Here is a 12551-nt window from a genome sequence, read left to right as displayed (position 1 = left end):
CCCGCCCCCCCCCCCCCCCCCCCCCCCCCCCGGGGCACCGGCGTCCCGCCCCGCACGCGGGACGGGACGCCAGCAGCGAGGGCGCCCGTCCCGGCGCCCGCAGTGGACGAACGGAACGGAGAACCACCGTGAGCAGCAAGAACCTCGAGGCCCTGCGCCAGCACGGCGTGTCGGTGTGGCTGGACGACCTCTCGCGCGAGCTGACCGGCTCCGGCGAGCTGCAGCGCCTGGTCGACCTGGGCGTGCTGGGCGTGACGTCCAACCCGACGATCTTCGCCACGGCGCTGGCCAAGGGCGACGCCTACACCGAGCAGGTCGAGCAGCTCATCGCCGCCGGCGCCGACACCGAGGAGGCGGTCTTCCAGATCACCACCGAGGACGTGCGCCGCGCCTGCGACATCATGCGGCCGGTGTTCGACCGCACCGACGGCCTGGACGGGCGGGTCTCCCTGGAGGTGGACCCGCGCATGGCGCACGACACCGCGGCCACCGAGGAGTCCGCCCGCAAGCTCTGGGCCGCGGTGGACCGCCCCAACCTCTACATCAAGATCCCCGCGACGGTCGAGGGCCTGGGTGCGATCACCACGGCCATCAGCGAGGGCATCAGCGTCAACGTGACGCTGATCTTCTCCCTGGACCGCTACCGCGCCGTCATGCAGGCGTTCCTGACCGGTCTGGAGCAGGCCCAGCAGAAGGGCCTGGACATCTCCAAGATCGAGTCGGTCGCCTCGTTCTTCGTCTCCCGCGTGGACTCCGAGGTGGACAAGCGCCTGGACGCCGTCGGCACCGACGAGGCCAAGGCCCTGCGCTCCAAGGCCGGCCTGGCCAACGCCCGCCTGGCCTACCAGGCCTACGAGGAGGTCTTCGGCACCCCGCGCTGGCAGGTCCTGAAGGAGGCCGGCGCCAAGGCGCAGCGGCCGCTGTGGGCCTCCACCGGCGTGAAGGACCCGAACCTGCCGGACACCCTGTACGTGACCGAACTGGTGGCGCCGAACACCGTCAACACGATGCCCGGCAAGACGCTGGACGCCACGGTCGACCACGCCGAGGTCACCGGCGACACGATCCGCGGCTCCTACGGCGAGTCCCAGGCCGTCCTGGACGACCTGGAGCGCCTGGGCGTCTCCTACACCGAGGTCGTGGACCTGCTCGAGCGCGAGGGCGTGGAGAAGTTCGAGAAGAGCTGGACCGAGCTGCTGCAGACGGTCACCGACGAGCTGGAGCGCGTGAAGACCCAGGTCGAGGGCAAGTGAGCTCCACCCCGGCGGGCTCGAACCCGCTGCGCGACCCCCGCGACCGCCGCCTGCCGCGGATCGCGGGGCCGTGCGGGATGGTCATGTTCGGCGTCACCGGCGACCTGGCCCGCAAGAAGCTGATGCCGGCGATCTACGACCTCGCCAACCGCGGGTTGCTCCCGCCGGGGTTCGCCCTGACCGGGTTCGCCCGCCGCGACTGGGTGGACCAGGACTTCGGCAAGATCGTGTACGACTCCGTGCGCCAGCACGCCCGCACGCCCTTCCGCGAGTCGGTGTGGGCGCAGCTGGCCGAGGGCTTCCGGTTCGTGCCCGGTGAGTTCGACGACGACGAGGCCTTCGACCAGCTGGCCGCCACGGTGGCCGACCTGGACCGCGTGCGCGGAACCGGCGGCAACCACGCGTTCTACATGTCGATCCCGCCGCGGTTCTTCCCCGTCGTGGCCAAGCAGCTGGCGCGCAGCGGGCTGAGCGCCCAGCACGGCGACCAGTGGCGCCGCGTGGTCATCGAGAAGCCGTTCGGGCACGACCTGAAGTCCGCGCGCGAGCTGAACGCGGTCGTCGAGGACGTCTTCCCCGCCGACTCGGTGTTCCGCATCGACCACTACCTGGGCAAGGAGACGGTCCAGAACCTCCTCGCCCTGCGGTTCGCCAACCAGATGTTCGAGCCGCTGTGGAACGCCAACCACGTCGACCACGTGCAGATCACGATGGCCGAGGACATCGGCATCGGCGGCCGGGCCGGCTACTACGACGGCATCGGCGCGGCCCGCGACGTCATCCAGAACCACCTGCTGCAGCTGCTGGCCCTGACGGCCATGGAGGAGCCGGTCTCCTTCGAGGCCGCCGAGCTGCGCGCGGAGAAGGCGAAGGTCCTCTCCGCGGTGCGGCTGCCGAAGGACCTGTCCCGCTCCACCGCGCGCGGGCAGTACTCCGCCGGGTGGCAGGGCTCCGAGCACGTCAAGGGGTACCTGGACGAGGAGGGCATCCCCGCCGACTCCACGACCGAGACGTTCGCCGCGATCGAGCTGGAGATCGACACCCGCCGCTGGGCGGGCGTGCCGTTCTACCTGCGCGCCGGCAAGCGCCTGGGCCGCCGGGTCACGGAGATCGCGGTCGTCTTCAAGCGGGCGCCGCACCTGCCCTTCGAGCACACGGCCACCGAGGAGCTGGGGCAGAACGCCCTGGTGATCCGGGTGCAGCCCGACGAGGGCGTCACCCTGCGGTTCGGCTCCAAGGTGCCGGGCACCGCCATGGAGGTGCGCGACGTCACCATGGACTTCGGGTACGGCCACGCCTTCACCGAGTCCAGCCCCGAGGCGTACGAACGGCTCATCCTGGACGTGCTGCTCGGCGACCCGCCGCTGTTCCCGCGGCACGAGGAGGTCGAGCTCTCCTGGAAGATCCTCGACCCGATCATCGAGTTCTGGGCCCGCAACGGCAAGCCCGAGCCGTACGCGTCCGGGACGTGGGGACCGGCCTCGGCCACGGCCATGCTCGAGCGCACCGGCCGCGCGTGGCGTCGGCCGTGACGCCCGCCGCCCGGGCGGCGGGCCCCAGCACCGGACAGCACCTCGACGGGGAGCGGACGAAGTGATCATCGACCTGCCCAGCACGTCCACCAGCGCCATCAACAAGGCTCTGGTCGACCTGCGCGACTCCGGTGGCGCGGTCGCGCTCGGCCGGGTGCTCACGCTCGTCGTCGTCACCGACGACGCGCACGCCGAGGACGCGATCGCCGCGGCCAACGAGGCCAGCCGCGAGCACCCGTGCCGGGTGCTCGTGCTCGCCCGGGGCAACAAGCGCGGCGCGGCGCGCCTGGACGCCCAGATCCGCGTCGGCGGGGACGCCGGGGCCAGCGAGGTCGTGGTGCTGCGCGCGTACGGCCCCCTCGTCGAGCACGGCCAGACCACGGTCGTGTCGCTGCTGCTGCCGGACGCGCCGATCGTGGCGTGGTGGCCGGGAGCGGCGCCGGAGGACCTCGCGAGCGACCCCATCGGGCGCATCGCGCAGCGCCGGATCACCGACTCCGCCGAGGCCCGCGACCCGCGCAAGGCCCTGGAGCAGCGCCGGGCCACCTACCGCGCCGGGGACACCGACCTGGCGTGGACGCGCCTGACGAACTGGCGGGCGCTGCTGGCCGCGGCACTGGACCAGCCGCCCTTCGAGCGGGTCACCTCCATCACGGTGGCCGGTGCCCCGGACAGCCCGAGCACCGAGCTGCTGGCGGCGTGGCTGGCCGTGAAGCTGAAGGCCCCGGTGCTGCGGGCTCGCACGAAGAAGGGCACCGGCGTGCAGAGCGTGCGCCTGGAGCGCGCCTCGGGTGCCGTGGAGCTGGTGCGCCCCGACCAGAACGTGGCGACGCTGACGCAGCCGGGCCAGCCGGACCGGCGGATGGCGCTGGCGCGCCGGCCCGTCAAGGACTGCCTGTCGGAGGAGCTGCGCCGCCTGGACCCGGACGAGGTCTACGGCGAGGTGCTGCGGGACGGGCTGCCGAAGGTCGGCTCCAAGGTCGTCACGGTCCGCGCCGCGCAGGCGCAGGGGCGGCTGCGGCCGCCGGCGGAGACCGCGCGCGACCAGGCCGCCGCGGAGGTGGAGTCCGCGCGCGTGTCCCGGGCGATGAAGCGGGCCCGGCCCACCGAGCCCACCCAGCGCGTCGGCGGGACCGCGGTGCCGAACGCCGAGCACTCCGAGAACGCCTCGGAGCGCGGGACCGCGCCGGCGGAGAAGGCCGCCGCGGCGAAGCGGACGGCGACCGGCCGGGGCGCGGCCGCGAAGGGGACCACCGCGAAGAAGGCCGCGCCGCCGAGGGCGAGCACGGCGAAGAAGGCCACGGCGAAGAAGGCCGCGCCGGTGAAGCGGGCTGCGGCCGGCGGCACCACCGGGCGCACGACCCGGAGGACCACGGCGTGAGCGCGCACCCCCTCGTCGTCGTCCACCCCACGCCGGAGGTGCTCGCGCACGCCGCGGCCGCCCGGCTGCTGACGGCCGTGACCGACGCCCTGGCCCAGCGGGGCGTCGCGCACGTCTCGCTGACCGGCGGGACGATCGGCGGCAAGACCCTCGAGGCCGTCGCCGCTTCGCCCGCCCGCGACGCCGTGGACTGGCGGCGGGTGCACCTGTGGTGGAGCGACGAGCGCTTCCTGCCGGCGGGGGACCCGGACCGCAACGCCACCCAGGCCCGCCGCGCCCTGCTGGACGCGCTGGACCTGGACCCGGCCACGGTGCACGAACCGCCCGCCTCCGACGGCCCGGACGGCGACGACCCCGACGCCGCGGCCGCCCGCTACGCCGCCGAGCTGGCCTCGGTGGCCGGTGGTGCGGAGGTGCCCGCGTTCGACGTGCTGCTGCTGGGGATGGGGCCCGACGGTCACGTCGCCTCCCTCTTCCCGCACCACCCCGGCCTGGCGCGCGACGAGTCCAGCGTCATCGGGGTGCGGCAGTCGCCGAAGCCGCCGCCGGTGCGGTTGTCCTTCACCTTCGGGGCGCTGGCCCGCGCCCGGCAGGTCTGGGTGGTCGCCTCCGGTGCGGAGAAGGCCGCTGCCGTGGGCCGTGGCGTCGCCGGGGAGGACGTGAGCGCCACCCCCGCGGCCGGTGTGCGCGGCACCGAGGCGACGCTGTGGCTCGTGGACGACGCGGCCGCCGCCGACCTGCCCCGCTGACTCACCCAGCACGACGGAAGGGCCCCGACCGCGACGGTCGGGGCCCTTCAGTCGTCCTCACGGCAGTGCCCTGGCGGCACCGCCCACGGGGTTCAGCGGATGAGACCGCGAGCGCGCAGACCCTCGAGTGCCTCGTTGAGGATGGCCTCGCCGTCGGCGTCGCTGCGACGCTCCTTCACGTACGCCAGGTGCGTCTTGTACGGCTCGTTGCGCGGGGGCGCCGGCGGGTTGGCGCGGTCCGTGCCGGCGGGGAACCCGCAGCGCGGGCAGTCCCACGTCTCCGGCGGTTCCACGCCCGACTCCTCGGCGAAGCTGGGCCGCGTCTCGTGCCCGTTGGCGCACCAGTAGGAGATGCGGACGCGAGGGGCGGTGTCCCCGCGCTCGGCCTCTCCCATGGGACCGGCGCCGACCCTGCTGCCCCTGATGGCGTTGCCACCTGCCACGTTGAACGTCTCCCCTCGTCCGCTGCTCGCGGTCTGGTGCTCTGTTGCTCAGAAGTCGTCGGCGAAGCGCTGCACCAGGCCGAGCAGCACGATGGACACGAACCACAGCAGGGCCACCCCGACCGTGAACCGGTTGAGGTTGCGCTCGGCCATGCTGGACCCCGACAGGCTGGTGGTGACACCGCCGCCGAACATGTCCGACAGCCCCCCGCCCTTGCCCTTGTGCATGAGGATCAGCAGCGTCAGGAAGAGGCTGGACAGCGCCAGCAGGACCTGCAGAACGATGCGGAGGACGGACACGCGGATCCTTCATCTCGTGGCCGCCCGCACAGCGGGCCGACCGGGTCGGGGCTGGACCAGAGTAGGCCATCGGCGCAGCGGTCCGGGGAACCGCGGCGCCGACGGCGCGCCCCGGCAGGTACCGGGTGAGTGGCCAGGAGAGTCGTCAGGCGGGGTGGTCGCGGTAGCGCACGATGGCGGCGAAGTCGCCGGCGTCGGTGCTGGCGCCACCCACGAGGGCGCCGTCGACGTCCGGCTGCCGCATGATCGAGGCGATGCTGGCGGGCTTGACGCTGCCGCCGTAGAGGATGCGAACGGCCTGGGCCGTCTCCGCGTCGAACTGCCCGGCGACCGCGGTGCGGACCGCCTCGCAGACCTCCTGGGCGTCCTCGGGAGTGGCGACCTCACCGGTGCCGATGGCCCACACCGGCTCGTAGGCCAGCACGAGCCCGGCCACCTGAGCGGCGCTGAGGCCCTCCAGCGCCGCGGTGACCTGCCCGACGGTGAAGGCGACGTGCTCACCGGCCTTGCGCACCTCCAGGGCCTCCCCGACGCACACGATCGGCACCAGCCCGTGCTCGAGGGCCTTGGCGGTCTTGGCGCGCACGGTGGCGTCGTCCTCGCCGTGGTACTGCCGGCGCTCGGAGTGGCCCACCGCGACGTAGGTGACGCCCAGCTTGCTCAGCTGCGCCGCGGAGACCTCACCGGTGTACGCGCCGGACTCGTGCGCGGAGACGTCCTGGGCGCCGAGCTTGATCGCGAGCTGGTCGCCCTCGATCAGGGTCTGGACGGTGCGCAGGGACGTGTGCGAGGGCAGCACGGCGACCTCGACGGCCGAGTGGTCGTGCCTGGCGTCCTTGAGGGTCCAGTCCAGCTTCTGCACCAGCAGGGTGCCCTGCTGGTGGTCCAGGACCATCTTCCAGTTCCCGGCGATCAGGGGGGTGCGGCTCATGGGGTCCGTCCGTGGGTCGGGGGCGGGCTGGGGCGGGGGGCGGGTCGCTCAGTCCTGCAGGACGTCCAGGCCCGGCAGGTGCTTGCCCTCCAGGAACTCCAGGCTGGCGCCTCCGCCGGTGGAGATGTGGCCGAACTGCGAGTCGGCGAACCCCAGGGTGCGCACGGCCGCCGCGGAGTCGCCGCCGCCGACGACGCTGAACGCCGGCGAGTCCGCCAGGGCCTGGGCGACGGTGCGGGTGCCGCCCGCGTACGGCTCCATCTCGAACACGCCCATCGGCCCGTTCCAGAAGACGGTGCGCGCGTCGGCGAGCTTCGCGGCGAAGGCGGCGGCGGAGTCCGGCCCGATGTCCAGGCCGATGCGGTCGGCGGGGATCGCGTCGGCGGCGACGACGGCGTGGTCGGCGTCGGCGGCGAAGGCGGTGGCGGCGACCACGTCGGTGGGCAGCACCAGCTCGACGCCCTTGTCCTGCGCGGTGCGCATGTAGGTGCGCACGGTCTCCAGCTGGTCCTCCTCCAGCAGGGACTCGCCGATCTCGTGGCCGGCGGCCTTCAGGAACGTGAAGACCATGCCGCCACCGACCAGGAGGCGGTCGCCGGAGGTCAGCAGGGAGCCGAGGAGGTTGTCGATGACACCGAGCTTGTCGGAGACCTTGGAGCCGCCGAGCACCACGGCGTAGGGGCGCTCGGGGGACGTGGTCAGCCGGCGCAGCACCTCGACCTCGGTGGCGACCAGGCCGCCGGCGGCGTGCGGCAGGCGCTGGGCGACGTCGTAGACGCTGGCGTGCTTGCGGTGCACGGCCCCGAAGCCGTCGGAGACGTAGGCGTCGGCCAGGGCGGCGAGGGAGTCGGCGAAGGCGCCGCGCTCGGCGTCGTCCTTGCTGGTCTCGGCGGCGTTGAAGCGCACGTTCTCCAGCAGCACCAGCGAACCGTCGGCCAGCGACTCGACGGCGGCGGTGGCCTCGTCACCGACGGTGACCGGGCAGAAGGAGACGTCCACGCCGGCCAGCAGCTCCGCGAGGCGGGCGTGCACGGGGGCCAGGGAGTACTTCGCCTCCGGAGCCCCCTTCGGCCTGCCCAGGTGGGCCGTGACGACGACGCGGGCCCCGGCGTCCAGCAGGCGGCGCAGCGTGGGCACCGAGGCGCGCACGCGGCCGTCGTCGGTGATGCGGGGGACGTCGCCGGAGTGGTCCAGCGGCACGTTGAGGTCGCTGCGCACCAGCACCCGCCGGCCGCGCAGGCCGCCGAGCTCGCGCTCGAGGTCGTCGATGGTCTTCACGGTTCCTCCGGGAGGGCCTGGGGTCGGGCGGGCGCGGGCAGCGCTCACCGGCCCGGGGCGCGCTGCCCCGGGCCGGTGACGGTGCTCAGAGGGAGCTGCCGACCAGCTTGACGAGGTCGACGAGGCGGTTGGAGTAGCCCCACTCGTTGTCGTACCAGCCGACGACCTTCACCTGGTCGCCCATGACCTTGGTCAGGCCCGAGTCGTAGATGCAGGAGGCGGGGTCGGTGACGATGTCGCTGGAGACCAGCTCCTCGTCGGAGTACACCAGGTAGCCCTTCAGGGGGCCGTCGGCGGCGGCGCGGTAGGCGGCGTCGACCTCCTCGGCGCTGACCTCGCGGCTCAGGGTCACGGTGAGGTCGGTGGCCGAGCCGGTCGGGACCGGCACGCGCAGCGCGTAGCCGTCCAGCTTGCCCTTCAGCTCGGGCAGCACCAGGCCGATGGCCTTGGCCGCGCCGGTGCTGGTCGGCACGATGTTCAGGGCAGCGGCGCGGGCACGGCGCAGGTCCTTGTGCGGGCCGTCCTGCAGGTTCTGGTCGGCGGTGTAGGCGTGCACCGTCGTCATCAGGCCGCGCTCGATGCCGAAGGCGTCGTTGAGGACCTTCGCCAGCGGCGCCAGGCAGTTCGTGGTGCACGAGGCGTTGGAGATGATCGTGTGCTTCGCGGCGTCGTAGTCGCCGTCGTTGACGCCCATGACGACGGTGACGTCGTCGTTCTTGGCGGGCGCGGAGATGACGACCTTCTTGGCGCCGGCCGTCACGTGCGCCTTGGCCTTCTCGCCGTCGGTGAAGAAGCCGGTGGACTCGATGACGACGTCCACGCCCAGCTCGCCCCAGGGCAGCTTGCCCGGGTCGCGCTCGGCCAGGACCTTCACCGAGCGGGACCCCACGACGATGGAGTCGCCCTCGACGCGCACGTCCTCGGCCAGCTTGCCCAGGACGGAGTCGTGCTTGAGCAGGTGCGCCAGCGCCTTGGCGTCCGTGAGGTCGTTGACGGCCACGACCTCGATGTCCGCACCGGAGGCCAGTGCGGCGCGGAAGAAGTTGCGGCCGATGCGGCCGAAGCCGTTGATGCCGACCTTGGTGGTCATGCGCTCTCCTCCTCGACGCACCGGGCGGGCCCGGGCGCGTCAGCTCTGCGTGATCGTCATGTGCTGCGCCAGCCGCAGCGCCGCGGCGACGGTACGACCCTATGGCCTGCGTCACGTCGGGTGCAGCCGGGGTGGGTCGGCGGCCCGGCCGCACCCGGTGCTCCCCTCGGGGCTCAGGCGTCGAGCATGTCCGCGGACAGGCCCGAGTCGGTGCCCGGCACGCCGAGCTCGCCGGCCCGCTTGTCGGCCATCCCCAGCAGCCGGCGGATGCGCCCGGCGATGGCGTCCTTCGTCATCGGCGGGTCGGCCAGCTGCCCCAGCTCCTCCAGGCTGGCCTGCTTGTGCTCCAGGCGCAGGCGCCCGGCCTGCAGCAGGTGGTCGGGCACGTCGTCGCCCAGCAGCTCCAGGGCCCGCTCCACGCGGGCGCCGGCGGCGACGGCCGCGCGCGCCGAGCGGCGCAGGTTCGCGTCGTCGAAGTTGGCCAGGCGGTTGGCGGTGGCGCGCACCTCGCGGCGCATCCGCCGCTCCTCCCACGTCATCATCGCGTCGTGCGCACCCAGCCGGGTCAGCAGCGCGCTGATGGCGTCGCCGTCGCGCAGGACGACGCGGTCCACGCCGCGCACCTCGCGGGCCTTGGCCGACAGCTCCAGGCGCCGGGCCGCCCCCACCAGGGCCAGCGCCGCCTCGGGGCCGGGGCAGGTGACCTCCAGGGCGGCGGAGCGTCCGGGCTCGGTCAGTGAGCCGCGCGCCAGGAACGCCCCGCGCCAGGCGGCCTCGGCGATCTGCGCCGAGGAGGACACGATGTGCGAGGGCAGGCCGCGCACCGGCCGGCCGCGGGTGTCCAGCAGACCGGTCTGGCGCGCCAGGGACTCCCCCTCGCGCGCCACGCGCAGCACGTACCGGGTGGCGCGGCGCAGGCCGGACGCCTGCACGACGAGCAGGTCGCTGGGGTGGCCGAAGACGTCGGCGATGTCGCGGCGCAGCCGCCGGGCGATCGAGGCCGAGTCCAGCTCCGCCTCGATGACGATGCGCCCGGAGACGATGTGCAGCCCGCCGGCGAAGCGCAGCATCACCGACACCTCGGCCTTGCGCGCCGCGGTCGTCGTCACCGGCAGCCGGCTCAGCTCGTCCTTGACCGCCGCCGTCATCGCCATGCCCAGTCCTCCTCGGACCTCGCGTCCCCCGGCGGCGCGCACCGCGCCGCCCCCTGCGTGTCCCCGCCCGCGCCCGCACCCGCGGGCGCGCTCACGACCGCCCCCACGGTGCCACCCCCGCACCCGGGCCGGGGACCACCGGGCCGGCGAAGACGTCCCGGTACGCCGCCGCCAGCCGCAGCGCGTCGTGCCGCGCGGTGCCGTCACCGGTGGAGACGGGACGCAGCACCAGCTCGGCACCCAGCCCGGCCGCAGCGGCCGCCAGCCCCGCCGGGTCCCCCACGGCCACCGGGTCGGCCACCACGGCGTCCACGCGCAGCCCGGGGGCGTGGGCCGCGAGCACGTCCAGGTGGGCCTCGGCGCTGAAGCCGTCGGTCTCCCCCGGCTGGACGGCGAGGTTCAGCGTCACGCACACCCGGGCGGCGGTCTCGCACAGCGCCTGCGCCAGGGCGGGCACCATGAGGTGCGGCAGGACGCTGGTGAACCAGGACCCCGGGCCCAGGACCACCCAGTCCGCCGTGCGCACGGCGTGGAGCACCTCCGCGGGCACCGGCGGGTCCGGGGGCACCAGCCGCACCCCGCTGACCCGGCCGGTGGTGGAGGCCACGGCGACCTGGCCGCGCACGGGCGTGAGCGCGGACTCGTCGCCGGGCACCAGGCCCAGCACGTCGGCCTCGATGTCCAGGGGGACCGCGGCCATCGGCAGCACCCGCCCGCGCGCCCCGAGCAGCCGGGCCACCCAGTCCAGGCCGCTGACCTCGTCGCCGAGCAGCTCCCACAGGGTGGCGATGAGCAGGTTGCCGGTGGCGTGCTGGTGCAGGCCGCCGGCGGAGTCGAAGCGGTGCTGCAGCACGTCGCGCCAGGTGCGGCCCCACTCGGAGTCGTCGCACAGGGCGGACAGGGCCATCCGCAGGTCCCCGGGGGGCAGCACGCCCAGCTCGCGGCGCAGCCTGCCGGAGGAGCCGCCGTCGTCGGCGACGGTCACCACGGCGGTCAGGCGGTCGGTGAGGTGGCGCAGGGCCGACAGGGAGGCGGACAGCCCGTGACCGCCGCCCAGCGCGACGACGGCCGGCGCCCCGGTCTGCGCGGCGGGTGCGGTGCGCACGGGCAGCGCGCCGGTGATCGGGACGGGGCCGGTGGGCAGGCTCACTCGCGCCCCAGGTCGCGGTGCAGGACGCGCACGCCCACGCCGGCGCGGCGCAGGCGGGTCCCGAGCTCCTCGGCCATCGCCACGGAGCGGTGCTTGCCGCCGGTGCAGCCGAAGGCGATGGTCGCGTAGCGCTTGTTCTCGCGGCGGTAGCCGGTCAGCACCGGCTCCAGCGCCTCGACGTAGCGGTCGAGGAAGGGCTGGGCACCCTCGGCGGCCAGCACGTACGCCGAGACGGGGTCGTCCTGACCGGTCAGCGGGCGCAGCTCCGGCTCCCAGTGCGGGTTGGGCAGGAAGCGCAGGTCGGCGATGTGCTCGGCGTCGGCGGGGGTGCCGTACTTGAAGCCGAAGCTCATGACGGTCACGCGCAGGTCGTCGCTGCCCTCGGCCTCGAACAGGGACGCCACGAGGGCACCGAGCTGGTGGACGTTGAAGGAGGAGGAGTCCACCACGACGTCGGCCCGCGAGCGCAGGTCGCCGGTGAGGGCGCGCTCGCGGGCGATGCCGTCGACGATGCGGTCGTCGCCCTGCAGGGGGTGCGGGCGGCGCACGGACTCGAAGCGGCGCACGAGGGCCTCGTCGGTGGCGTCGAGGAAGAGCACCCGCGGGGAGACGTGGCGGGTGTCCAGGGCGGCGAGCGTGCCGGTCAGCTCGGCGAAGAAGCTGCCGCCGCGCACGTCGACGACCACGGCGATGCGCGGCACGGACAGCCCGGCGCGCGCGGCCAGCTCGGCCAGCGGCTCGAGCATCTGCGGCGGGAGGTTGTCCACGACGTACCAGCCGAGGTCCTCCAGCGCCTTGCCGGCGGTGGAACGGCCCGCGCCGGACATGCCGGTGATGATGAGCAGCTCGGGCCGGCGCGGGCGGGCGGCCTGTGCCTGGTCCGGTTGCGCGGCAACGGCGTCGGAGCCCTCGGGCGCAGGGCCCGAGGGAGCCTCGGTGCGGGCGTCTGCCGGTGGTTCCACGGGTGTCATCCTGTCACCCCGGGCGTGTCGCGCGCGACGAGGCCGGCACGCTCCGCACCCGGAAGGTGACGTGGCGTCCCCGCCGCTGCGGGAGCCCGCCGCGGGGCGACACCGCGCGGCGGACGGCGCCGCTCACTCCAGCAGCTCGCCCGTCGCGGTGTTCACCGCCGGCTCGGGGGCGTCCGCCCCGGACAGGGCCGCCAGCACGGCCAGCGCCGTGGGGGGGGGGGGGGGGGGGGGGGGGGGGGGGGGGGGGGGGGGGGGGGGGGGGGGGGGGGGGGGGGGGGGGGGCGGGTGTTGGATGTGGTGGGGGGGCGGGGGGGGCGGG

General features: G+C 74.6%; 12 protein-coding genes. 4 read left to right on the top strand and 8 right to left on the bottom strand.

From position 1 onward, the window contains the following. Window positions 1-128: 128 nt before the first annotated feature. The 4 genes from tal to pgl all read left to right on the top strand — a co-directional run bounded on the left by tal (window position 129) and on the right by pgl (window position 4915). A complete protein-coding gene (tal, locus tag ACRYR9_RS18310) occupies window positions 129-1253 on the top strand; it encodes a transaldolase (RefSeq protein ID WP_432497641.1) in 1125 nt (374 codons plus the stop codon). Then, window positions 1250-2785 (top strand): glucose-6-phosphate dehydrogenase, encoded by a 1536-nt coding sequence (zwf, locus tag ACRYR9_RS18305; RefSeq protein WP_432497643.1) that lies wholly within the window; start codon window positions 1250-1252, stop codon window positions 2783-2785. The genes tal and zwf overlap by 4 nt, the downstream gene beginning before the upstream one ends. Window positions 2786-2846: 61 nt before the next feature. Next, complete coding sequence (gene opcA, locus ACRYR9_RS18300; protein WP_432497645.1) at window positions 2847-4166, top strand: glucose-6-phosphate dehydrogenase assembly protein OpcA; 1320 nt, start codon at window positions 2847-2849, stop codon at window positions 4164-4166. Further along, window positions 4163-4915: a 6-phosphogluconolactonase gene (gene pgl / locus ACRYR9_RS18295; protein WP_432497648.1), complete on the top strand. Its 753-nt coding sequence runs from the start codon at window positions 4163-4165 to the stop codon at window positions 4913-4915. The genes opcA and pgl overlap by 4 nt, the downstream gene beginning before the upstream one ends. A gap of 92 nt (window positions 4916-5007) precedes the next feature. Here pgl and ACRYR9_RS18290 read toward each other — a convergent pair whose 3' ends face one another. The 8 genes from ACRYR9_RS18290 to rapZ all read right to left on the bottom strand — a co-directional run bounded on the left by ACRYR9_RS18290 (window position 5008) and on the right by rapZ (window position 12232). Further along, window positions 5008-5358: an RNA polymerase-binding protein RbpA gene (locus tag ACRYR9_RS18290; protein WP_166610646.1), complete on the bottom strand. Its 351-nt coding sequence runs from the start codon at window positions 5356-5358 to the stop codon at window positions 5008-5010. Between the two features lie 48 nt (window positions 5359-5406). Further along, window positions 5407-5658: a preprotein translocase subunit SecG gene (gene secG / locus ACRYR9_RS18285; RefSeq protein ID WP_432497651.1), complete on the bottom strand. Its 252-nt coding sequence runs from the start codon at window positions 5656-5658 to the stop codon at window positions 5407-5409. Window positions 5659-5803: 145 nt separating this feature from the next. Next, window positions 5804-6589, bottom strand: a complete 786-nt coding sequence (gene tpiA, locus ACRYR9_RS18280; protein ID WP_432497654.1) for a triose-phosphate isomerase — start codon at window positions 6587-6589, stop codon at window positions 5804-5806. Window positions 6590-6637: 48 nt separating this feature from the next. Next, window positions 6638-7867, bottom strand: coding sequence for a phosphoglycerate kinase (locus ACRYR9_RS18275; protein ID WP_432497657.1), 1230 nt, complete (start codon window positions 7865-7867; stop codon window positions 6638-6640). An 85-nt stretch (window positions 7868-7952) separates the two neighbouring features. After that, the gene (gene gap, locus ACRYR9_RS18270; RefSeq protein WP_432497659.1) at window positions 7953-8957 is read right to left on the bottom strand and encodes a type I glyceraldehyde-3-phosphate dehydrogenase; all 1005 of its coding nucleotides are present in this window, start codon (window positions 8955-8957) and stop codon (window positions 7953-7955) included. Between the two features lie 173 nt (window positions 8958-9130). After that, the gene (whiA, locus tag ACRYR9_RS18265; RefSeq protein WP_432497662.1) at window positions 9131-10111 is read right to left on the bottom strand and encodes a DNA-binding protein WhiA; all 981 of its coding nucleotides are present in this window, start codon (window positions 10109-10111) and stop codon (window positions 9131-9133) included. A 91-nt stretch (window positions 10112-10202) separates the two neighbouring features. Continuing rightward, on the bottom strand, window positions 10203-11234 hold the full coding sequence (locus tag ACRYR9_RS18260) for a gluconeogenesis factor YvcK family protein (RefSeq protein WP_432497676.1): 1032 nt from the start codon (window positions 11232-11234) through the stop codon (window positions 10203-10205). A gap of 23 nt (window positions 11235-11257) precedes the next feature. Beyond that, window positions 11258-12232, bottom strand: a complete 975-nt coding sequence (rapZ, locus tag ACRYR9_RS18255; protein WP_432497664.1) for an RNase adapter RapZ — start codon at window positions 12230-12232, stop codon at window positions 11258-11260. Window positions 12233-12551: the final 319 nt, after the last annotated feature.

The sequence above is a fragment of the Kineococcus auxinigenes genome (assembly GCF_050871525.1).
In the GTDB taxonomy this organism is placed as follows: Bacteria; Actinomycetota; Actinomycetes; order Actinomycetales; family Kineococcaceae; genus Kineococcus.
Note: the sequence above shows the minus strand (reverse complement) of the source record. Positions and strands in the feature narration are given on the sequence as shown.

Coding starts and splice junctions, on each gene's coding strand:
- rapZ (WP_432497664.1), bottom strand. CDS start 12,232: ATGACACCCGTGGAACCACCGGCAGACGCCCGCACCGAGGCTCCCTCG.
- tpiA (WP_432497654.1), bottom strand. CDS start 6,589: ATGAGCCGCACCCCCCTGATCGCCGGGAACTGGAAGATGGTCCTGGAC.
- gap (WP_432497659.1), bottom strand. CDS start 8,957: ATGACCACCAAGGTCGGCATCAACGGCTTCGGCCGCATCGGCCGCAAC.
- whiA (WP_432497662.1), bottom strand. CDS start 10,111: ATGGCGATGACGGCGGCGGTCAAGGACGAGCTGAGCCGGCTGCCGGTG.